Consider the following 20337-nt stretch of genomic DNA (forward strand, 5'->3'; position numbering starts at 1 on the left):
TCTCGTGCTTGTAGTGAATTCCGATCCAAGGCGAGGCAATAATGTCGTCGATGTCCGCAGCCAATTGCAACGAATTTTTTACCTCTGCTAACTCGAGACTCGGCCTGGTAGTCGGACGGGTGACGATGGGATTCAAGCGGTGCATCCTCTCTTGGAACGCGAGTTTCAGGTTGAGGCTGGGGCCGGAGCGATCTCTGTTCCGGTCCCGGCCTTCGCTCCGGGACGATTCGGGCCTAAGCCTTGGTGCTTGCAGGGGTGACTTCCAAGCCAGTGGCCGTGGCGGAAGCAGCAAGAGCGGACGTTGCCGGAGCGGCATCATCGGCTATCTCCAGGCCAAGCCTGCGTCGGTCACGCTGCTGGTTGATGAAAAGCAGGGCCAGGACTCCGAAGGCCAGCAGGAGGCCGCCGGCCAGGGCAAAGGCTGACCGGTAACCTTCAGCCGGGGTGGCCGCACCGCCAATCAGGAACCCGGAAACCGCCGGTGCGAATACGCCGCCGGTTGTTAGGACCGCGTTTGCGATGGAGAGGTTTGCACCGCGCTGTGCGATGGTGGTCAGTTCAGCGACGACCAGATAGGTGATGGCGAAGAGTGCAGGTGCCGTTCCGAAGCCGAAGACCATAAGGATGACAGACAGGACGGGTGAGGTGATCAGGGTTGCGGCCACAAGACAGGCTCCTGCGAAGACCGCGGAGATGCTGAGTACCCAACCGCGGGCCTTCCGGGTGGGAACGCCTTTCAGGTGCAGGCGCTGGGTCACGGCGCTGAGGCCCACTGTGGCGATAGCTCCCCAAGCCGCGGGCAGGGCGATCATGGCACCGGATTGCTGTCCGCTGAAGCCCAAGACGTTCTGAAAGTAAGCCGGCCCCCAGGACATGGCCAGGGTGAAGGTCCAGTAGCCAAAGAAGGATGCCAGGACCGCGAAGATCCAGCTGGGGGAGAGGATGGTGCGCCAGTAGCGGATTTTGGTCTCTGCTGCGACGGGAGTTTCTTCCGCTGCAATGCCGTCGATTTCTTGTTCGGCTTTCCGGCTGGTGTAGGGGCCTTCCTTGCCCACGATGACCCAGAAAACAGACCAGACCAGTCCCACGATGGCCAGCAGTGCAAAGGCCGTCTGCCAGCCGAACTGCCCGATGATCCAGGCCAGGACCGGTGCGAAGGCCACGATTCCCAAGGTCACACCGGAGGAAGCAAGAGCGGCCGGGGTAGCGCCCTTTTTCTCGGGGAACCACTTGTAAATGCCGTGCATCAGCACCGGAGCCAGTGGACCCTCGCCAGCACCCAGGAGCAGGCGGCTGGCCCAGAGGGCAGGCAGGGAGGCGAACAGCAGGATGGGGACCTGGGCCACGGACCACAGCAGGCACAGGACCAGCAGGATCCACTTGCTCGATACCTTGTTGGCGATGGGTGCGGCGACGATTTGGGCGATCCCGAATGTGAGGAACATGGCGCTGCCCACCAGGCCGAACTGCTCGGGTGTGATGCCCAGTTCTTTCATGATGGGCACGGCCGCGATACCGAGGACTGCTTTGTCCGCCCAGCTGAGCATCATCAGGAAGAGGAGGCTAAAGGTCATAAACCAGCCATAGCGGTTGCGCTTGGACCGGGACCAGTTCCGGGGATCGCGGGAAGCCGCGGCACCCGGCGTGACGCCGGTAAGGGGAGTTTCAGACACAGTATGCCCAATCGTTGAAGGGGAAGTCTTTTGCCGGTTTGGAGCGGCGTTTTCTTGACTCTAGGCTCGTGTGACGGGCCTTACATTTGAGCTTTCCGTTGGGTGGAAAGCGACTTTCCGGGGCGCCGCACGCTCTTGGCGGTCCCGCCGCCGGGGCCAGCCAGGAGCGCCAGCAGTGCCATCCCCAGGATGCTCAATCCGCATGTCAGCCACCAGGTCGTATCCCAGCCCCCGGTGGTGGTGGCCAGCAGGGCGAACATCATGGGTCCCACAAAGTTCCCGAGATTGAAGATCTGCTGCGTCAACCCCAGCACGGCGGTGACAGATCCGTCTTCCGGGGCAATTCGCACGGAGTACCTGGTCACTGCGGCAGGGATAAGACCGCCGACGGCGGAGAATACCGCGATGAGGACGAACTGGAAGACGATGCCGTTCCCGATGTCTTCCCAGCCGACGGCGAACGTCGCCACGGAAGACGCTGACATGCCCAGAAAGGTCCAGAAGATGATTTTCCGCTCGGACAGCCCTCGCTGGATGAGCGGCCCGGCGCTAAGTGCCCCGATCGCGTTGACCCCGCCCACGGCGGCGCTGAGAATACCCGGCATCGGCCCTTCCAGGCCCGCCGAGCGGTAAAATTACGGCAGGAAGCCGAGCACTGCCATCCACTGGGCGGTGTAACAGGCGAAGACCCCTCCGATAATCCAGGGAGGGCGGGTGGCTACGGTGCGTCCGACGCGGCGTAGCGCGGACCGGAGCCCGGCCTCGGCCGGAGGCGCGTCCCTCGGTACCCCGCGAAGCAGCAGCGGTACGGGTAGCAGCGTGAGGACAGCCATCACCACCCACCATTCCCGCCAGCTGGCGGCCTGCAGGAACAGGGCGCCCGCGGCGAGTCCGATAAGCGTGGCCACGCCTTGGAAGGCGCCCCAGCTTGCCAGTGCGACATTTAGCCGCTTGACCGGGGTCACCTTGCGGATAAGTGCAGGGGCGACGACGACGGCCAGCAGGAATCCGACGCCCTCCAGCGTCCGGGTGGCCATCAGCAATTCAGTGGTGGGCGCGGCGGCGCCGAGCACGGATGCGGCGCCCAGCAGGACCAGCCCGGTGATCAGGAGCCGGCGGAGGCCTGCCAGTTCCCCGCCCACGGCCGTGGCCAGGCCACCGACCACGCTGGCCAACTGGATGATGCCGAGCAGCAGTCCTGCCTGAACCAGGGTAGTGCCCAGATCCACCTGGATCCCGGCCAGAGCGGCTGGAAGCTTCCAGATATGCATGGCTGCCGCGATGCCCGCTACGAGGACGGCCAGCCAGGCCCGGTCAGCTGTCGTCCTTTTTTCATCGAGTGCGGTTGCGGGCGACGGCAGTTCCAAAAGTTGTTGTCCTTGCTGCAGGGTGGCGGGCGCGGGTCCTTGTTCTCGGGTTCTTCAGGCGGATGCCAGCACCGGGGTGTCGATGCGGAAACGCTGGCCGCTGACGGCGACGTCCACGGGGCCGCCGAAAGTTGAGGCGGCCCGGCTGCGCCACCATTCCGGCTCCGCGCGGCCGGCCAGGTGGGAGAGGACCAGGCGGCCTACTCCGGCCGCGGCGGCAATGCGGCCGGCTCCCTCGGGCGGGGTATGTGCGATCCGCTGGTGGTTGAGGAATTCCGGTGCGAAGCCCTTGCCGGCGTAGAAGTCCAGGTTCACTGCCTCGTGCACCAGCACGTCTGCGCCGTTGGCGAGCACAGCCATCGCTTCACATTCTGCTGTGTCGCCGGAGAACACAACGGAACCTGCGTCGGTGTCGAAGCGGAATGCCAGTGCGGGGCGCACCGGTGGGTGTTCGACGAGGATGCCGGTGACCTTGACCCTGTCATCCTCGTAGACGTCAAAGGGGAGGGCCGCGTCGGGGCTTTCGTGTGCGGGGGTTTTGAGGTCCACGGTGCGCAGAAGGGATGTCAGGTTCGGGCGGGCTTCATCGTGGACGCGGATGTCGATGTCGTAGGAGAAGGCCTGCAGGGAATGGGAGACCAGCTCGCCGGTGCCGGAGAGCCCGGCACCACCTGTGCGGGTGGCATCCTTGCCCGGGCCCACAATCGAAACGGGGCCGGTGAAGCCTTCTACCGGGTTGCCCCAGTTCCACAGCAGAAAGCCGGGGAGCTCCACCACATGGTCCGAGTGCAGGTGGGTGACAAAGCCCGCCACCAAATTCTTGCCGCGCAGCCCGGCCTCGTGGGCGGCCCGCGAGCAGCCCAGGCCAAAATCAACCATGTAGAAGGCGTCGCCCACGACCAGTGCGCTGGATATGCCGTTTTCCGGTCCGCGGATGGCTGGGCCAGCGGCGGTGCCAAGGGTAATCAGTTCGACGCTCACAAGAAGTCCTTCTGGAGGGTTGGTGCGGGCTCAGGAGTGGGGGCGGGCATTGATGACACGGGTTTCCAGGTATTCCTCCAGGCCCCATCGGCCGCGTTCGCGGCCGATGCCGGACGCCTTCCACCCTCCGAAGGGGGCGTCCGGTTCCACGAGGGTGTGCTGGTTGACCCAAACTGTTCCGGCTTCGATCTGTGATGCGGTGGCGTACGCACGTTCCTGGTCCGGGCTCCAGACGGACGCGCCGAGACCGAACTCTCCGGCGTTGAGCGCGTTGATTGTCTCTTCGAGATTGTCATAGGCGACGATCGGCAGGGCTGCGCCGAACTGTTCCTGTTCCACCAGGTCCATGCCCGGCTCGGCGTCGATCACTACTGTGGGGGAGAGGAAGTAGCCGGGCAGGTCGCAGCCGGGGTTGCCGCCGGTGATGATGCGGGCTCCGGCGCCCACGGCGGAGTCAACCAGGCCGTGGACGAGTTTGAGCTGGGGCTCATTGTGCATGGGCCCTATGGTGGTCCCGTCCGCAATGCCATGGCCCAGCACGTGGTGGGAAGCCTCAGCGGCGATGGCCTCGGCCAGTTCCCTGCTGCGGCTGCGGGGAACATACACGCGTTTGACCGCCATGCACACCTGGCCGGCGTTGCGGAAGGCACTGCCCACAATTCCGCGGGCAGTAACGGCAGGGTCGGCGTCATCGAGCACGATGGCAGGATCGTTTCCGCCGAGCTCCATGGTGACGCGCTTGACGGTCGGGGCTGCCTGCTGGGCCATGGAAATGCCCACTTGGGTGGAGCCGGTAAAAGAGATCTTGCGAATGCCCGGCGAAGTGCTCAAGGCAACATTCACCGTCCGCCGTGAACTGGTCCGCACCTGTAGCACTCCCGCGGGAAGGACGTCATTGAGCAGATTGACCAGTGCAATGGTGGACAGGGGCGTGGACGGGGAGGGCTTTGCGATCACAGTGCAGCCGGCAACCAGCGCAGGGGCAAGTTTCACGCAAAGCAGGGAGATGGGGAAATTCCACGGCGTGATGGTGCCCACAATGCCCACCGGCCGGTACTGGACCTCAAGGGTCCTGTCGGCCCTTGGGGCGAGAGGCTCGGTTTCGTCCCATCCCAGCTCCGCATAGTACTCAAAAAGTCCTGCCGCCACGGTGAACTCACCCGCAGCCTCCGCCTTGGGCTTGCCCTGCTCACGGGAAAGCAGGGTGGCCAGGGAATCCAGGTTGCGGCGGATCAGGGCAGCCCCGGCACGCAGGGCGGCGCGGCGGGCCTCGCGGTCGGCTGCCCAGCGCGGTGCAGCCAGGCGGGCGGCCGCAACGGCCTGTTCAACGTCGTCCCCGGTGTTTTCCGGGGCGTGCCCTACGAGCTCAAGCGTGGCCGGGTCCAGGACCTGGTAGTGGTCTGCCGTCATGGCCTGTCCTTTCGGCGGGGATGGGATTCTTATCCAAGTTTCATGGCACCCGCCACAATCCGCCTCGACCTTTCCATCCAACGGAAAGGACGGGGCGAGGGATTGATCCGGCTTGCCACTATGGAGTGAAGCACGTCACGCACTAATGAGGAGTCTCCATGTCCCAAGAACAGCTACCCATCGTCCTTACGGGGGTTTCCTCCGGCATCGGCGCTCGGACGGCGCAGATTCTGTCCGCCCGCGGGGTGCCGCTGATCGGCATCGACCGCAACGCGCCCACCGGCTTCAGCGGCACCTTCGTGCAGGCTGACCTTTCCAGTCAGGCGGGCGTCGCCGCCGCCGCCGCCGCAGTCTCCGCCGCAGCACCGCATGGCATCGCCGGCCTGGCCAACATCGCAGGCGTCCCCGGCACGGCGCCCTGGCGCACGGTGCTGTCCGTCAACGTCTTCGGCGTCCGCGGACTGGTCCGGGCACTTGCCCCGCTCCTCGGTGAGGGAACCGCCGTCGTGAACCTCGCTTCCAGCGTTGCCGTCCAGTGGCGCGAGGTGAAAGCCAAGTGTGCCGCGTTCGCGCTGGCCGCGGATCAGGCAGGCGCGCTGGACTCGGTGGCCGGTGACGAGGACATCACGGAGGAGTCCTACCTTTTCTCCAAGCAGTGCGTCCGCTTCCTGACGGAGCACCTGGCCGCCGAACTGCTGCCGCAGCGCATCCGGGTCAACAGCGTGAGCCCCGGGCCAGTTGCCACGCCCATCCTTGAGGACTTTAAAAAGGACCACGGGCGGGACAAGGTGGAGGGTGCAGGTGCCCTGCTGGGCCGCTTCGGCGAGCCGGAAGACGTCGCCTCCGTTATCGATTTCCTCCTCCGCCCCGAGTCGGGGTGGGTGAACGGCTCGGACATCCGCGTGGACGGCGGCCTGGGTGCTTACCGCGGTTCAACCCTCGCCACCGTCACCAACTGAGGACCAACGACGCCGGAGCATCCTTGCGTACGCATGGAAGATCCGGCATTGGGCTTAAAATGACGGTAGGGCACGGCGTCAATGATGCGCTGCTGCTTCCAGCGCTCAGGAGGGTGATCTATGGCTAACGCTGCCCCCAGCGGCCGGACCGCCCGCCGTCCCGCTTCAATACCCGGGTCCAAACCCTCCCAAGCTGCCGACGGCGGTGCTTCCGCACAGCAGGCGGCCAGTGTCACGTCCCGCGCACTGGCCCTGCTCGGGACCTTCGACGCTGAGCACTCCGTGCAAAGCCTCAGTGCCATGGCCCGCCGTGCGGGCCTTCCCGTGGCAACCGCGCACCGACTGGTCGGCGAACTGGTGGCGTGGGGAGGACTGGAGAAGGCCAATGACGGGTACCGTGTGGGGCAACGGATCTGGCGCCTTGGCCTGCTGGCCCCTGCGCAGCAAAACATCGCCGAGGTAGCCGCCCCCTTCATGCAGGACGTCCTCTTCGTGACGCACAATGTGGTGAACCTGTTCATCCTGGACGGGCAGGAGGTCCTGCTGGTGGAACGCATGTCCGGTACGGGAGCGGGCCAGCCGTTCCGGCGTGTTGGCGCACGCCTGCCGCTCCATGCGAGTGCCGCGGGAAAAATCATGCTGGCCTATGGGAGCAAGGAATTGTTTACCGCCGTTTCGCAGCGGCTGGAGCCGCACACGCCGCGCACCATCACCAGCCCCACCGTACTCTCGACGGAAATCGAGCGGGTGCGTGCCCTCGGTTATGCCACTACGGAGGAGGAGACAGGCCCGGACAACTACGGCCTGGCCGTCCCGGTGTTCCTGCCCAACAAGCAGGTGGTGGCAGCGCTGGGTATCGTCACCCGCAGCCGTCCCGCCCCGGTCGGCAGCGTGGTGCCTGTGCTCAACATTGCGGCCCGCGGCATTGCCCGGCGGCTGGGTGTGGAGCTTCTGCCGCAATAGGGCGCGTTTCCAGCCCTTCCCAATTCCGATCTTTCCGTTGGATGGAAAGAGGTGCCGCGTTTGTGTTGTGGGACACCTAACCTCAAGTAAGCCGTATTTGTGGCGGATGCCCGGCCAAGGGAGCGTCGTCCGGGCGGGCCTTTCCAAAGGAAGTGAAACCTTATGACTGCATCTGCAGGAGCCACCATCGACGTCGTCGTCGACCGGGCGGACATTGTGGCGGACCAAGTGGTCTCCCTGGTGCTGCGGCGGGCGGACGGCCGGTCGTTCGAGCCCTGGCAGCCGGGCGCACATATCGACGTCCATGTCGGCGACGGGCTGGTTCGCCAGTACTCGCTGTGTTCTTCTCCAGGGGAACTGGACCACCTTCGGATCGGCGTACTGCACGTGCCCGATTCCCGTGGCGGGTCCAAGGCCGTGCACGCGCTGCTGCCGGGAACATCACTGGCCATCTCCGAGCCCCGTAACAACTTTCCGCTGCGCGAATCCCGGCGCTACCTCTTCCTTGCCGGCGGCATCGGCATCACTCCGATCATTCCCATGGTCGAAGCAGCCGACGCTGCCGGCAAGGACTGGACGCTGGTCTACGGCGGCCGGAGCCGCAAAACCATGGCCTTCGCACAGCAGTTGGAGGACCGGTACGGCGCTGACCGTATCTGCATCGTCGCCGAGGACGAAGTTGGCCGGTTGGACCTGGACCAGGTCCTGGGCATGCCTCGGGCCCACATGCTGGTGTATGCCTGCGGTCCGGGCGGGCTGCTCGGTGCCGTGGAGGAACGATGCATGGGCTGGCCTCCCGGCGCCCTGCACACCGAACGGTTCGTCGCTTCGACCCTGGGTGCCGCCGCGGCCAACGCACCCTTCGAGGTGGAGCTGGCGAGGACCGGGACCACCGTGACCGTACCGAATGACAAAACCATCCTCGAAGCTGTGGAAGAGGTGGGCGTGCGCGTACTGTCCTCCTGCCGCGGCGGATTGTGCGGCACCTGCGAAACCCAGATCATCTCCGGCGAACCCGAGCACCGCGACGCGGTCCTGACCGAAGAGGACCGTGAAGCCGGCGAGATCATGTTGGTTTGCGTCTCCCGCGCCGCTGCCGGCTGCCCGCGCCTGGTACTGGATCTCTGAACCAGTCCGTCACACCCGCTTGCAGCCTTTTCCATAGACCGGCCTACGGGCACCAACCCACGTCTCGCCACCCAGGAGTGTTCCAATGACCGCTACAACCCATGAAGCCAATGTCCTCGGCGAGGACCCCTTTGAAACCGCAAACCTCCTCGACCCCTACCCCTTCCTCGGCCGGCTCCGCGACGCAGGGGCCGTCTCCTACTTGGAGAGCACGGGCAGCTACGCCGTAGCCGGGTACCAGGAGGTCTACGAGGTCCTCACGGACTTCGAAACGTACATCTCCTCCGGCGGCCTCGGCCCGCGTGACATCCGGAAGGATTCGGGCTGGCGGCCGCCCAGCATCCTCGAATCGGACCCGCCCATCCACACCGTCATGCGACGGGCGCTGACCGGCGTCATCAACCCCGGCACCATCCGAGCCCTCAGGGAACCCTTCACGCCGCCCGCGGAGGAGCTGACCGAGCAACTGGCAGGCCGTGAACAATTCGACGCCATCACCGACCTCGCCGAAAAGTACCCCCTGCGTGTCTTCCCGGACGCAGTGGGCATTCCAGACGTCGGCCGTGAACACTTGCTGCCCTACGGCAACATGGTGTTTAACGCCTTTGGTCCTGAAAACTACATCTTCAAGCAAGCCTTCGCGCAGGGCGACGAGCACGCCGCCGCAGTGATGCGCAACTGCGAGCGGGAAAACCTGGACGACACTGGTTTCGGCGCCCAGATCTGGAAGCGTGTGGAGGACGGACTCATCACAGAACAGCAGGCGACGCTGCTAGTCCGGGCACTGTTGTCCGCGGGCGTAGACACCACCATTTTCGGCATCGGCAACACCCTTTCGGTGCTGGCACGGTACCCGGCAGCCTGGGCCCGGCTGCGGGAGAACCCCAAAATGGCAAAGTTTGCCGTAGACGAGGCGCTCCGCCTGGAGTCCCCCTTCCAGAAGTTCCACCGGACCGTTGCCGTGGACACCGTCCTCGGCGGCGTGCATCTGCCAGCCGGTGCAAAGGTGCTGGTGTTCTTGGGTGCTGCTAACCGGGATCCGCGTAAGTGGGGAGACAACGCCGACGAGTTCGATCTTGACCGCAACGCCTCCGGCCACGTGGCCTTTGGCATGGGCCTGCACCAGTGCGTGGGCCAGCCCATCGCCCGGCTCGAAATGGAAATTGTGCTCCAGCAGCTGCTCAAGCGCGTATCCACCATCGAACCGGACGGGGCGCCGGTACCTATCCTGCACAACGTACTGCGCGGGTTCGAGTCCCTTCCGGTGCGGATCTCGGCAGGATAGATCTCGTAGGTGCGTTCGCGGTCCTGTCGGGAAGTCCTTGAAACGGCCAAAGAGTAGAGCCCCAATTGTCAGGTTGGGGTGTACCCAGACCGACGTCTAAAGACTTTCGTCGATGCATCCTTTGCTCGAGCCCACGGTGTATTCCTCGAGGGGCGTGAAGCCTCGCTGCACGCCGCCCATTCGGATGTTTACCCAGCGCGGACGGTTAGCGTGGCCCGGTAGGCTGCCCAGTGCTGTGCTGTGGCGTGCAGGGACGCGGGCGGGATGGGTTGTTCGCCGGGGTCGGGTACGTCGAGGCGGTTGGTGTAGTAGAGGCTGGGAACCCCGAGACCGGTTTGTGCCGAGGTCCAGCTCTGGTAGGCGGCTTGGCTGGGCAGGGCCCAGCCGTCGGTGTCGATCAGCAATTCCGGGCAGGCTGCCCGGGCGACGCGGGCCCGGTGGGTCATGGTGTCAACGACACCGGTGCCAGGGTTGCTGTTGGGTGGTTCGGTGTGGCCGCCTGGCTGGTCGAGCATGAGCACGTCGTTGAGGCGGAGCATGTCGGTCACGTCGCGGAAGCCGGGATCTGGTGTGTGGGTGACGACGAGGGCGTCGGGGTTGATGTCCTTGACGGCCTGGTAGAGGACTGCGAGCAGTTCGTGGAGCAGGTCGATGCCCCATGACGGCCCGGCATGGGTGAGGGCGGAGCCTGCGGGGGTGGAGGCGGTGAAGTCTATTTTGATGCCGTCGGCACCGAGCTCGGCGATCATGGACCGTGCTGCTTGCCGGATCAGTTTGCGTCCGGCCGGCGATTCGGGGTCGAGGGCCACCGGCTGACCGGTGTGGTCACGGACGCAGGCTTCCGGTGGTGCGCCCTCGGTGTCCCAGGCCTTGTACCAGAGCAGGACCCGCTGGCCGGCGTCATGCCGTTTCCGGATCCATCCGGCCATGTCGGGCCATTTTTCGGTGTCGGGCCGGCAGGTGGCGTAGTCCTGTTGCCATTTGTCGTCGATGACGATGGTTCCGGGCACGATTCCGTGCTCCCCGAGCGTGTTGAGATAGCCGTCGTAGTCTGTCTGGCGTGCCCTTTCGACTGCGGTGCGTTGACCGCCGATGGAGGCCATTGCGTCGGCGTTTTGGGCGCCCCAGCCGCAGAACATCGGTTCGAGCCACGCTGGTGATGGCGGGGCTTGGGTGCGGGCGGGCAGTAGACCTCGCGCGTCGAGCAGCTCGCGGTAGCGTTTGAGCCCGTCGTAGGGGTTATCGGCGAGGAACAGCAGGAGTGTGGGTGTGCTGAATTGGTCCTCGACTGAGGTGTGTCCGTCGTAGTCGTAACGGAGGGAGAAGCCTGGGGTGAGGGCGTCGTAGGTGAGTTGGGTGAAGGGGCGTCGCTTGGCTGCGACACCGATCATCAGGCAGGGCCCGCCGGGTGCCGGGGACGCGCCGGGGTCGTTGGGGGAGACGGCCAGGCACAGTGGGGGTGGGGTGAAGAGCCATCTTCCGACGCCGGGCTGGCCGCCGTCTCCGACCACGCCCAGGGCTGCGGATTCCCCCGCGGGGCGGAGGACCTGCCATGGCCGGTCCGGGTTGGGGGAGAAGACGGTGCTGTGCAGCAGGTCGCTGGGCAGCAGGCCGGAGCCGGCTACGTGGGCGCCGAGCTGGCGGATGGAGGTGATTCGGCCTGTGCCCTGGACGGTGGTGGTCAGTTCGAGGGCGTCGCCTTCGGCGCGCAGCTGGGTGTGGTGGTGCTCCCACAGAGAGCTTTTCGCGGTGATTCCCACCTGCGTAAGAGTCCCGTCGTGGGTATTGACGTCGACGTGCGTGACGCGAATTTCGTCAGTTCCGGCGGTCGTATTGATGCTGGCTAGCAGGCGCAGGCGCGCCAGGGATGCGCCGTCGGGGGTGGCCAGGGTGAGGACCTGACGCGCAGAGTCGATGGAGATCTCCATCCCGGCGGCCACAAGTGGACGTGTGCTGCTCGCGTGCAGGTCCAGGGTCAAGGGGTTCTCCGTTGGTTGAGTTGGGGTTTCCGGCTCCTTTTCATCCGCTGAAATGAGTACGTACTGGCCGTGGCTTTCAGGCGAGCCTGTTCCGATCGCGTTCACCATTCCTGCCGTTCCTGGATAGTGCCGTACGGGATATCGGGGTGGAGCTGGAGGGTGAAGTCCCGGGGGGAGTGCCGGGCAACGAGGATCCCTTTGCCGCCGTGCCTTGGGGATCGGGCCGCGAGGATGTCCACTGCTTTGTCCAGTTGTTCCTCAAGATGGCGGCGGTCCTGGACCCGGACGTGGAGGAGGGCTTCATTTGATGGATCGATGTACATGATGGTCCTCTGGGGGATTTGTCGTTGCTCGCTGGAGGTGCGGAGCGGATGGCGTCCGCCCCTCCATGGCGTCGGACGGTTAGTTGACGGTGTTGCTATTTGAAGAGGGCGTTGACTTGTTCGTTGGCCTGGGTGAGGGAGCTGGCGGGGTTTTTGCCTGCTACGACGGCGTCCACGGCGGGTTTCATGATGCCCTCGACCTTCGGTGCCTTATCGGCGATGGGGAAGAGGAACGTGGCACCGTCTTTCACGGGCTGCGTGAAAGGTGTGACGTCGACGCCCTTGGCCTGGAAAGCCGCCGCGGCCTTGTCGGAGGAAGTTTTGACGGCGGGGAAGACCACTGCCTTGGACGCGACGACGTCCTGGCAGGCTGCGGATCCGAGGTATTCGACGAACTTCGCGGCGGCGGCAGGCTTCTTCGTGCCGGCCCAAATGGTGTCCCCGAGACCGTTCAGCATGGATGCCCGCTTGCCGTTGACACCGGTAGGGGTGGGTGCCATGCCGAGGTTGATGTCTTTGTAGCTGGTGTATTGGCCGATCGTCCAGGAGCCGTTGACGTTGATCGCTGCCTTGCCGGCGGCGAAGATGTCGGCGGTGCTGGCTCCGACCGTGGTTTCCAGCTTGGGCATGTAGCCCTTGTCGATGAGGCCGGCGTACCAGGCGATGGTCTGCTGGAATCTGGGGTCGTCGTAGTTGAAGTGGCTGCCCCAGGGGTTCTTATCGGTGTGGGTCCAACCGGTGGTGCCGGTGAGGTAGCTCCACTCGGTCTGGCCCAGGCCGCCGCCTGCGCCGTTGAGGCCCAGGCCGTAGACGGCGACGTTGTTCTTGTCGAAGCCGGGTTCGTCGCCGCGTTTGCCGTTTTTGTCCACGGTCAGGTGGGCGATGGTCTTCTCGTAGCTGCCGCCGTCCTCGGGATTCCAGCTGAGGTTTTTGATTTGTTCTTCGCTGATCCCTGCGTCGGCGGTCATTTTCTTGTTGTAGAAGATGGCGACGGTGTCCCAGTCTTTCGGCAGCCCATAGCGCTTGCCGTCTTCTCCGACCCAGAGATCGGCCAGGCCTTCGTTGTAGATCGAGAGGTCAACCCGGTCTTTCTTCAGGGCTTCATCGAGGGGCAGCAACTGCTTGGTCTTGATCAGTTCCGGGTATTTGGTGAGGTGGTTGGTGAAGATGTCAGGGGCGTTCCCGGCGACGAAGCCGTTGGTGAGGGTGGCCCAGTAGTCGTCCCATCCGCGCTGGGTGACCTTGACGGTGATATCGGGATTTGCCTTGTGGAAGTCGTCAGCGCACTGCTGGTAGGCCGGGCGCTGGTTCGGGTCCCAGAGCCAGTAGTTCAGCTCGCCTTTTGCTTCCTCTGATGAGGTGCCTCCACCGCCTGCGCAGGCGGACAGGGTCAAGACGGCGGCAGCCGCAACGGCGATGGCGCTGGCTGTTTTCTTTTTCATGATGGTTCCTTTCAAGGATGAGGTGGGGGCGCGCCTGCAGGAGGGGCGGCGCCAGTCTGGCGCGTTTGGGAACTGGTCCCAGGGTTATTTGGTCCGGGGTTATTTGATGCCGGAGAAGCCGATGGAATTGACGATCTTCTTACCGAACGCGATGAACAGCAGAAGGATGGGCAGGGCCGAGACCAGGGTCGCGGCCATCAGGCCGGACCAGTCCGGCGCGCCTTGGGGAGCCTGTGCCTTGAAGACGCCGAGTCCGACGGTGAGGACCCTCAGGTCGTCCTGGTTGGCGACCAGGAGCGGCCAGAAGTATTCGTTCCACTGGCCAATGAAGGTCAGCAGCGCGAGGGTGGCGAGGGGTGCTGCGGCGTTGGGGAGGACGATCTGAAAAAAGATCCGCAGGTGTTTGGCGCCGTCGAGCATTGCTGCCTCCTCGACTTCGCGGGACATGTTCAGGAAGAACTGCCGCAGGAAGAAGATGGCGAATGGGCTCATGAACAGGTAGGGCAGGACCAGGCCGAGCAGGGTGTTGAGCAGACCCAGGTTTTTGATGAGCAGGAAGTTGGGCAGTGCGGTGAAGATCCCTGGGACCATCATTGTGGCCAGGAAGAGGCTGAAGACCACGTTCCGGCCTTTCCAGCGCAGCCGGGCGAAAGCATAGGCGGCCATCGCGCTGAAGAACAACGCACCCACCGTGGTGATGGAGGCGAACAGGAGAGAGTTGCGCAGGTATAGCCAGAAGTCGATGTGAGCCCCGGAGCCACCCTCTGCCATTGCTTCTTCGGCTGACTGGAGGCCGAACACGCGCTTGAAGGCGCCGAGATTGAAGTCGGCCGGCAGCAGGTTTGTGGCGTTGCTGGCCAGCGAACCGTTGGTTGACAGCGAGGTCCTGATTACCCAGTAGAACGGCAGCAAGGAGGCGGCAACGGCGAGGATTATCAGGCCCCAGGACACTGCCCGGCGCAAAGTCATGGGTTTGCGGGACCGCTGCAGACGGGGACGGGAAGGGCGGTTGGTGGCGGTCATGGTTGGTTTCCTTAGTCCAGGTCCGACTCGTTGCCGCGGAGGAACTTCATCTGCGCGAAGGCCACCACGGCGAGGATGACGAAGAGGATGACGGCGAGGGCGGAACCGTAGCCGAAGTCTGACTCGGTGAAGGCCTTTTGGTAGATGTAGAACTGCAGGACGCGGCTGGCGTTAACCGGGCCGCCTTGAGTGGTCACGGCAACGGTGTCAAAGATCTGGATGGATCCGATGGCTGTGACGATGAGCACCAGCACGATTACCGGGCGCAGCAGCGGCATGGTGATGCGCCACAGGGTCTGGAGCGGGGAGGCGCCGTCGAGGTCGGCCACCTCGTAGACCTGCCGGGGGATCGCCTGGAGACCGGCGAAGATGAGCAAAGCGGTGTAGCCCACGTGGCGCCACGTGTTGATCAGGGCCTGGGTGGGAATGGCCCATGCTTCGCTGCCGAAGAACGCCACCCGCGGCAATCCGACGGCTTCGATGAAGTGGTTGACGATGCCGATCTGGTAATCGAGCAGCCAGAACCAGAGCAGAGCCGCGATTACGTTGGCCATGAGATAGGGCAGCAGCAGTGCTCCCCTGACAAAGGTGGACTTGGCTACCCGGTGCATCAGCAGTGCCAGGCCCAGGGCCAGAACCGTCTGGAGGACCATGTTGATCAGTACGTATTCCCCTGTCACCGCGAGTGCGTTCCAGAACAGTGGATCCTTTGCGATCGCGGCGTAGTTCGCCCCGCCCACCCACTCGGGCTCTCCCAAGAGGCTGTATTCGGTGAAGCTCAGGTAAGTCCCCCGGACCGCGGGGACCACGTAGAACGTGACAAAGCCAATCAGGGCCGGGGCAATGAAGAACAGGGCAATCCGCAGGTCCCCATGGTTCCGGCGCCATAAAGGCTGCCCGGCCCGTCCCGGTTGGTCCTGAGGTGCCGTGCCGGCCCTGGCGGCCTGGCTGGCGGCAGTGGTGGTCATCTTTGATCCCTCTCCTGTGAGGTAGGTAACACTTGGCGGCTACTCTACGCGCGTTGAATCAGTAGATGCAAGGTATTTCGCGGAATATAAGGGATTAACGTGGAATCTGAGAAAACTGTTGACGCGCGTTGATTTTTTGTCCATACTTCTTTCCATGACTTCTTCAATTGGAATCGTTGGTGCAGGACAGTTCGCAGGCGTGTTCGCCAAGCTCTTCGCTGCCCACCCCGGAATCTCAGACATCTACTTCACCGACCTCATCAGTGAGCGTGCGGAGTCTCAAGCCAGCAATGTTGGGGCTGCAGGGACTTTCGGTAGCTTCGAGGCAATGCTTGAAAGCGACGTCGACGCCGTTGCGATCTTCACCCAGCGCTGGACCCACGGACCCCTTGTGGTGCAGGCGCTGCGGGCCGGCAAGCACGTCTACTCCGCTGTGCCCATGGCCATCTCCGAGGCGGAGATTGCCGAAATCATCGACACGGTCCGGGAGACCGGGCTGACGTACATGATGGGCGAGACCAGCTACTACAACCCCGCAACCGTGCTGGCCCGCAAGAAGAACGCAGAGGGCGCCTTCGGCCGGATCTTCTACGTGGAGGGCGACTACGTCCACGACATGGACCTCGGCTTCTACAACGCCTACCAGTACAGCGGCGGGGAAGACTGGAAGCGCACCGCCAGCTACCCGCCCATGCTCTACCCCACCCACTCCGTGGGCGGAGTGCTCGGAGCAACCGGCTCTCACGCCGTCAGCGTCAGCTGCGTCGGCTTCAGGGACGAGCGCGGTGACGGCGTCTTCGACCGCGAGGTAAGCATGTTCGCCAACGACTTCTCCAACGCCAGCGCCCTGTTCGAACTCGCCGGCGGCGGGTCCATGCGCATCAACGAGTTCCGCAGGGTGGGCTACCCCTCCCACCTGCGCGAAAGCCGCTTCCGCTACTTCGGCACCGAGGCCAGCATGGAACAACTCGCCCTGGTCACCGTCTGGCAGGACAAGCACACCGTCACCGACATCAGCGACCAGCTCGAGACCCAGGCCACCATGGACGCGGATGACCCCATGCTGGCCGACGTGGCGCCTGCGCTGCGCGACGCCTTTATATCCGGCATGGCATCAGTGCACGACGCGGGACGTCTGCCGGCAGAGTTCCGCGGCCTGCCCAACGGCCACGAGGGCAGCCACCACTTCCTCGTCGATGACTTCGTCACCGCCATCAACACCGGCACCCTGCCTCCGGTCAACGCCTGGGAAGCGGCCCGCTACACACTTCCCGGCATCATCGCCCACCAGTCCGCCCTGCGCGGCGGCGAACGCCTGCCGGTGCCCGACTTCGGCGACGCCCCCGCAGAGCTGCACCGCCCGGCACTCCGCGAAACCGCCAAGTAGACACCGCTAGCATGGTTGCCATGCCGCACCCCACCTCACACGCCAAGCCCACCGTCAAACGCGATGACGTCGCCCGGCTGGCAGGAGTCAGCCCCGCCGTCGTCAGCTACGTAGTCAACGGCGGGCCCAGAGCGGTTTCGGCCGCGACCGAGGCCAAGGTGCGGCAGGCAATCAGGGCGCTGGGCTACCGACCCAACGCGGCAGCCAGGGCACTTGCCCTGGGCTCCAGCGAGATGCTCGGCATGATCGTCTCCGACGCCATGAATCCGTTCTTCGCCTCGCTCGCCCGCGCCGTCGAAAACGCCGCGGCCGAGCGGGGCTACACCCTCCTGCTGGCAGACTCCCAGGCCTCCCTACGCACCGAGCGCCGCCTCATCAAAAACTTCGCCGCCCGGAGGGTGGACGGCCTGTTCCTCTGCAGCATGCTGTTCGAACCCGATCTGACGGACCTCGAACAGGCAGACATCCCCGCCGTCCTCCTGAACCACAGCACCGACCTCGCCACAGCAGGCAGTCCCACCGTCATGAAACACGGCACGGGAGGCCACTCCAACTCCGTTGGCGTGGCCTTCCAGGACGGGGCACGCATGGCGGTCGAGCACCTCATCACCCACGGCCACGAACACATCGGGCTGGTCATGGGCGGCAATGCCGGCGGTGACCTCGACGCACGCGAGGTCGGGTGGCATCAAGGCATCCAGGACGCCGGTCTCACTCCGGGCCCGATCGTCAGGGCACCCTTCACCCGCGAAGGCGGGCACCGTGCCGGACAGGAGCTGCTGGCCCGCAGCGAGCGACCCGCCGCCGTCTTCGTCAGCTCCGACCAGCAGGCAGTGGGTCTCCTCTGCGCCCTCCACGAGGGCGGACTACGGATACCGGAGGACCTCGCAGTGTTCTCCTTCGACGGCTCACCCGAATCCGAATACACCTGGCCCCGGCTCAGCACAGTCGCCCAACCCGTCAAAGACCTCGCACAAACCGCCCTTGAAGCCCTCCTGGCCCCACCCGGAGAAGAAACCCAAACCAAAATCTTCCCCACCGAACTCGTACTGCGCACATCCTGCGGCTGCCACTAACACCCCCACGGGCATCGGGGACGGACCTGGTGACGACGGCGAAAACGAGATGCCCGACGCTGCTTCGAAGGTCGGCCGGAAGAATTCGTTGGCGTCAGTTTAGGGTGTAGCTCACTCGGACAGTGCTCCTGATACTCGCTGTCCTACTGCCCGTATCTTGAGCTACAGCCACTAAGACTTCGCCGTGGGCGTTCTGGTCCCCTAGAGCCCACGATGATTCCCTCGCTTCGAGGTCGGGGCATCATTCTGTCGCGGAACTCTTCAGATGCTCGTCCATATGGACCCGATCATTCGCCGTGGAGGTGAGGCAGCCACTCGGTGCCGAAGAGTACTTCATTCGTCCCATCACCTCCGGCCCAGCCCGCGATGAGGCGGCAAACACGCCCAGGTGTCTCCGATAAGGCTGCGGTTCCAGGGCAAAGTGGCTCACGTTAGATTGACATTCCCACGCCGTCCTTATCCGGGTGGAGGTGGCGCCTGTTGGTTGTGATCCCGCTGATGCAGTGCTCTGCGAGGGTGGTGCAGGCGGACGTGAGGTGGGTGAGGCTGGCAAGCAGAGACTGGGCGATGATGGGCTCGAAGGTTTTGAGCTGAAGCTGTCCAGCCTCGGCCGCCATCGTGATGGTCAGGTCGTTGCCGATGACCTCGAAGGCGATCTGGTTGACGGCTTCGGGGATGACAGGGTCGGCCTTGGCCGGCGTCATGGTCGATCCGATTTGTCGTGGCGGCAGATTGATTGCCGCAGTCCCTGCTCTGGGTCCGGTGGCGAGGAGCTGAAGGTTGCTACAGATCTCCGAGAGCCCAACTGCTGTGCGCTTCAGGCTCCGCGAGACGAGCACGAAGGCGCTGCAGTCTTGGGTCCCTTCCGTGAGATCGCCCGCTGCTTCAAGGGGCAAGCCAGTGATCTGTTGCAGGTGGGCGCGAACGGCTGAAGCGTATGCTGGATGCTTGTTGATCTCGGCGCCGATCGCGGGGCCGCCGAGATTTACCTCGTGGAGATGGACGAGCCCTTCGCGGATGCTGTGTTCAGCCTCGTCGACCATGGCTGCATACCCGCTGAATTCCTGCCCCAACGCCAGGGGAGCGGCATCCTGGAGCTTGGTCCAGCCAGTCGGGACGATGTCCCCGAGCTCCAGGGCCTTGCGGGCGAGGCGGTCGCGGAGATATTCCATGGCTGACAGGAGATCATCTGCAGTCTGGATGACGGCGATCTTGATCGCGGTCGGGTAGACATGGCTCGTGGAATGGCCCATGTTCAGGTCGCGGTTGGGGTGGATCACCGAGTAAGCGCCCCGGTCGTGGCCAAGAAGCTCGAGGGCGCGGTTGGCGATCACCTCGTTTACATTCATGGTCGTCGACGTCCCGGCCCTATCCTGGATGACATCGACGATGAACTGGTCGAGGAGTTCGCCCTGCTCGATCTCTCGGCAGGCCTGCACCATGGCGTCCTTCTTTGGCTCATCGATCCCGCCGAGGTCGAAGTTAGCCAGCACGGTTGCATGCTTGATTTGAGCGAGTGCCGTCACCAGCTTCGGGTACGAGGAGATCTGGATCCCGGTCAGAGGGAAATTCTGGAGCGCACGGAGCGTGTGGATGCCCCAATACATGTTGGCCGGGATCTCGCTGGCCCCCAAGGAGTCCTTCTCGATCCTGCTTCTGCCCGAGTTTCGAAGGCCAGCGCTCCTGGCGAGGAAAGATGTCTTAGAAGCCATTGCCTTCTCGGTTCATAGCCCGCGGTTTGAAAAAACAAGTGTTGTTGGGGTCACGTCTACCGCCTCAACGGTGGTTTGAATTCGCAGCGCGCTGGCGATCGACTCGATGCGGGCGGGCTCTGTGGTCTGAAGTCTCAGGAGCAGGGAACGGTCCTCGTCAAAGATCTCGGCGGTAACGATTTCTGGGATGAAGTCCAGAGATCGCAAGAGATCGGCCCCTGTCCGCGACCGGTCCTGAACCACCCTGATCACCGCCGAGATAGGACGGAGTTCTGGATCGGGATAGCTCCGCACCAGTGTGTAGCCCTTTATATGGCAGGCTCTTTCCAATTCCGCGATACGAGCTGCGCATTCTCCCGGGCTGACTCCGATCCGGAGGGCGATGTCATCAGCAGTGAGGCGCGAATCCGCCTCCAGCTCAAGAAGTATTCCCTCGTCGATACAGTCAGGGACTCCTGGCCTCCTGTTCATGACGTCCTCATTTTTCGGAGACTTTTGGGCATTTCCAAGGATGGGATCCGACATCTCACTCCAGTGCTTCGTGGCGCTCCTGGCCGTTGTCCGTTGGAGCTACCGTTTGGTTGTCCGGGCGCGGAAGCGGCCCGGCAGAAGATGCGGACTGAGTTCGGGACTGAACGCCGCAAGTGTTCGTCCGCATTCC

Annotated in this window: 18 protein-coding genes; 6 read left to right on the plus strand and 12 right to left on the minus strand. The window is 64.2% G+C overall.

Going from position 1 to position 20337, the window contains the following annotated elements:
- Window positions 1-233: 233 nt before the first annotated feature.
- The 5 genes from AC6CH3_RS17770 to AC6CH3_RS17790 all read right to left on the minus strand — a co-directional run bounded on the left by AC6CH3_RS17770 (window position 234) and on the right by AC6CH3_RS17790 (window position 5431).
- Window positions 234-1673: an MFS transporter gene (locus tag AC6CH3_RS17770; RefSeq protein ID WP_498133673.1), complete on the minus strand. Its 1440-nt coding sequence runs from the start codon at window positions 1671-1673 to the stop codon at window positions 234-236.
- A gap of 80 nt (window positions 1674-1753) precedes the next feature.
- Window positions 1754-2278 carry an MFS transporter gene (locus tag AC6CH3_RS17775; RefSeq protein WP_498133674.1) on the minus strand — a complete coding sequence of 175 codons (525 nt, stop codon included), beginning with the start codon at window positions 2276-2278 and terminating at the stop codon, window positions 1754-1756.
- Between the two features lie 30 nt (window positions 2279-2308).
- The gene (locus AC6CH3_RS17780) at window positions 2309-3040 is read right to left on the minus strand and encodes an MFS transporter (RefSeq protein WP_498133675.1); all 732 of its coding nucleotides are present in this window, start codon (window positions 3038-3040) and stop codon (window positions 2309-2311) included.
- A gap of 54 nt (window positions 3041-3094) precedes the next feature.
- A complete protein-coding gene (locus AC6CH3_RS17785; RefSeq protein ID WP_498133676.1) occupies window positions 3095-4021 on the minus strand; it encodes an MBL fold metallo-hydrolase in 927 nt (308 codons plus the stop codon).
- Between the two features lie 30 nt (window positions 4022-4051).
- Window positions 4052-5431: an aldehyde dehydrogenase family protein gene (locus AC6CH3_RS17790; RefSeq protein WP_498133677.1), complete on the minus strand. Its 1380-nt coding sequence runs from the start codon at window positions 5429-5431 to the stop codon at window positions 4052-4054.
- Window positions 5432-5589: 158 nt separating this feature from the next.
- Here AC6CH3_RS17790 and AC6CH3_RS17795 point away from each other — a divergent pair, with 158 nt between their 5' ends.
- From AC6CH3_RS17795 to AC6CH3_RS17810, 4 genes are all read left to right on the plus strand, one after another.
- Window positions 5590-6390 carry an SDR family oxidoreductase gene (locus AC6CH3_RS17795; RefSeq protein WP_498133678.1) on the plus strand — a complete coding sequence of 267 codons (801 nt, stop codon included), beginning with the start codon at window positions 5590-5592 and terminating at the stop codon, window positions 6388-6390.
- Window positions 6391-6510: 120 nt separating this feature from the next.
- Window positions 6511-7353 carry an IclR family transcriptional regulator gene (locus AC6CH3_RS17800; RefSeq protein ID WP_498133679.1) on the plus strand — a complete coding sequence of 281 codons (843 nt, stop codon included), beginning with the start codon at window positions 6511-6513 and terminating at the stop codon, window positions 7351-7353.
- A 162-nt stretch (window positions 7354-7515) separates the two neighbouring features.
- Entirely contained in the window at window positions 7516-8481 is a 966-nt protein-coding gene (locus AC6CH3_RS17805) for a PDR/VanB family oxidoreductase (RefSeq protein ID WP_498133680.1), read from the plus strand.
- Between the two features lie 85 nt (window positions 8482-8566).
- Window positions 8567-9766, plus strand: coding sequence for a cytochrome P450 (locus AC6CH3_RS17810; RefSeq protein ID WP_498133681.1), 1200 nt, complete (start codon window positions 8567-8569; stop codon window positions 9764-9766).
- 188 nt (window positions 9767-9954) lie between these two features.
- Here the strand turns inward: AC6CH3_RS17810 and AC6CH3_RS17815 are convergent, their stop codons facing one another.
- The 5 genes from AC6CH3_RS17815 to AC6CH3_RS17835 form a co-directional block, all read right to left on the minus strand.
- Entirely contained in the window at window positions 9955-11853 is a 1899-nt protein-coding gene (locus AC6CH3_RS17815; RefSeq protein WP_498133682.1) for an alpha-amylase family protein, read from the minus strand.
- Window positions 11847-12068, minus strand: a complete 222-nt coding sequence (locus tag AC6CH3_RS17820; protein ID WP_498133683.1) for a hypothetical protein — start codon at window positions 12066-12068, stop codon at window positions 11847-11849. Before AC6CH3_RS17820 ends, AC6CH3_RS17815 begins: the two co-directional genes overlap by 7 nt.
- Window positions 12069-12163: 95 nt before the next feature.
- Window positions 12164-13510, minus strand: a complete 1347-nt coding sequence (locus AC6CH3_RS17825) for an ABC transporter substrate-binding protein (protein WP_498133684.1) — start codon at window positions 13508-13510, stop codon at window positions 12164-12166.
- A 99-nt stretch (window positions 13511-13609) separates the two neighbouring features.
- Entirely contained in the window at window positions 13610-14533 is a 924-nt protein-coding gene (locus AC6CH3_RS17830) for a carbohydrate ABC transporter permease (RefSeq protein ID WP_498133685.1), read from the minus strand.
- 11 nt (window positions 14534-14544) lie between these two features.
- A complete protein-coding gene (locus AC6CH3_RS17835) occupies window positions 14545-15501 on the minus strand; it encodes a carbohydrate ABC transporter permease (RefSeq protein WP_498133686.1) in 957 nt (318 codons plus the stop codon).
- A gap of 154 nt (window positions 15502-15655) precedes the next feature.
- On the opposite strand from AC6CH3_RS17835, the gene AC6CH3_RS17840 reads away from it, so the two are divergent.
- Window positions 15656-16888: a Gfo/Idh/MocA family protein gene (locus AC6CH3_RS17840; protein ID WP_498133687.1), complete on the plus strand. Its 1233-nt coding sequence runs from the start codon at window positions 15656-15658 to the stop codon at window positions 16886-16888.
- 11 nt (window positions 16889-16899) lie between these two features.
- Window positions 16900-17964, plus strand: a complete 1065-nt coding sequence (locus tag AC6CH3_RS17845; RefSeq protein ID WP_498133688.1) for a LacI family DNA-binding transcriptional regulator — start codon at window positions 16900-16902, stop codon at window positions 17962-17964.
- Window positions 17965-18395: 431 nt separating this feature from the next.
- Here AC6CH3_RS17845 and AC6CH3_RS17850 read toward each other — a convergent pair whose 3' ends face one another.
- Entirely contained in the window at window positions 18396-19676 is a 1281-nt protein-coding gene (locus AC6CH3_RS17850) for an aspartate ammonia-lyase (RefSeq protein WP_498133689.1), read from the minus strand.
- A gap of 12 nt (window positions 19677-19688) precedes the next feature.
- Window positions 19689-20201 (minus strand): Lrp/AsnC family transcriptional regulator, encoded by a 513-nt coding sequence (locus tag AC6CH3_RS17855; RefSeq protein WP_498133690.1) that lies wholly within the window; start codon window positions 20199-20201, stop codon window positions 19689-19691.
- Window positions 20202-20337: the final 136 nt, after the last annotated feature.

Source organism: Arthrobacter sp. GQ119 (assembly GCF_059759125.1).

What these genes read in the sequence shown, in the direction of transcription:
- AC6CH3_RS17790 (WP_498133677.1), bottom strand. Translation starts at nt 5,431, where the DNA reads ATGACGGCAGACCACTACCAGGTCCTGGACCCGGCCACGCTTGAGCTC.
- AC6CH3_RS17775 (WP_498133674.1), bottom strand. Translation starts at nt 2,278, where the DNA reads ATGCCGGGTATTCTCAGCGCCGCCGTGGGCGGGGTCAACGCGATCGGG.
- AC6CH3_RS17820 (WP_498133683.1), bottom strand. Translation starts at nt 12,068, where the DNA reads ATGTACATCGATCCATCAAATGAAGCCCTCCTCCACGTCCGGGTCCAG.
- AC6CH3_RS17840 (WP_498133687.1), top strand. Translation starts at nt 15,656, where the DNA reads ATGACTTCTTCAATTGGAATCGTTGGTGCAGGACAGTTCGCAGGCGTG.
- AC6CH3_RS17800 (WP_498133679.1), top strand. Translation starts at nt 6,511, where the DNA reads ATGGCTAACGCTGCCCCCAGCGGCCGGACCGCCCGCCGTCCCGCTTCA.
- AC6CH3_RS17810 (WP_498133681.1), top strand. Translation starts at nt 8,567, where the DNA reads ATGACCGCTACAACCCATGAAGCCAATGTCCTCGGCGAGGACCCCTTT.
- AC6CH3_RS17815 (WP_498133682.1), bottom strand. Translation starts at nt 11,853, where the DNA reads ATGGTGAACGCGATCGGAACAGGCTCGCCTGAAAGCCACGGCCAGTAC.
- AC6CH3_RS17830 (WP_498133685.1), bottom strand. Translation starts at nt 14,533, where the DNA reads ATGACCGCCACCAACCGCCCTTCCCGTCCCCGTCTGCAGCGGTCCCGC.
- AC6CH3_RS17795 (WP_498133678.1), top strand. Translation starts at nt 5,590, where the DNA reads ATGTCCCAAGAACAGCTACCCATCGTCCTTACGGGGGTTTCCTCCGGC.
- AC6CH3_RS17825 (WP_498133684.1), bottom strand. Translation starts at nt 13,510, where the DNA reads ATGAAAAAGAAAACAGCCAGCGCCATCGCCGTTGCGGCTGCCGCCGTC.
- AC6CH3_RS17855 (WP_498133690.1), bottom strand. Translation starts at nt 20,201, where the DNA reads ATGTCGGATCCCATCCTTGGAAATGCCCAAAAGTCTCCGAAAAATGAG.
- AC6CH3_RS17850 (WP_498133689.1), bottom strand. Translation starts at nt 19,676, where the DNA reads ATGGCTTCTAAGACATCTTTCCTCGCCAGGAGCGCTGGCCTTCGAAAC.
- AC6CH3_RS17845 (WP_498133688.1), top strand. Translation starts at nt 16,900, where the DNA reads ATGGTTGCCATGCCGCACCCCACCTCACACGCCAAGCCCACCGTCAAA.
- AC6CH3_RS17835 (WP_498133686.1), bottom strand. Translation starts at nt 15,501, where the DNA reads ATGACCACCACTGCCGCCAGCCAGGCCGCCAGGGCCGGCACGGCACCT.
- AC6CH3_RS17805 (WP_498133680.1), top strand. Translation starts at nt 7,516, where the DNA reads ATGACTGCATCTGCAGGAGCCACCATCGACGTCGTCGTCGACCGGGCG.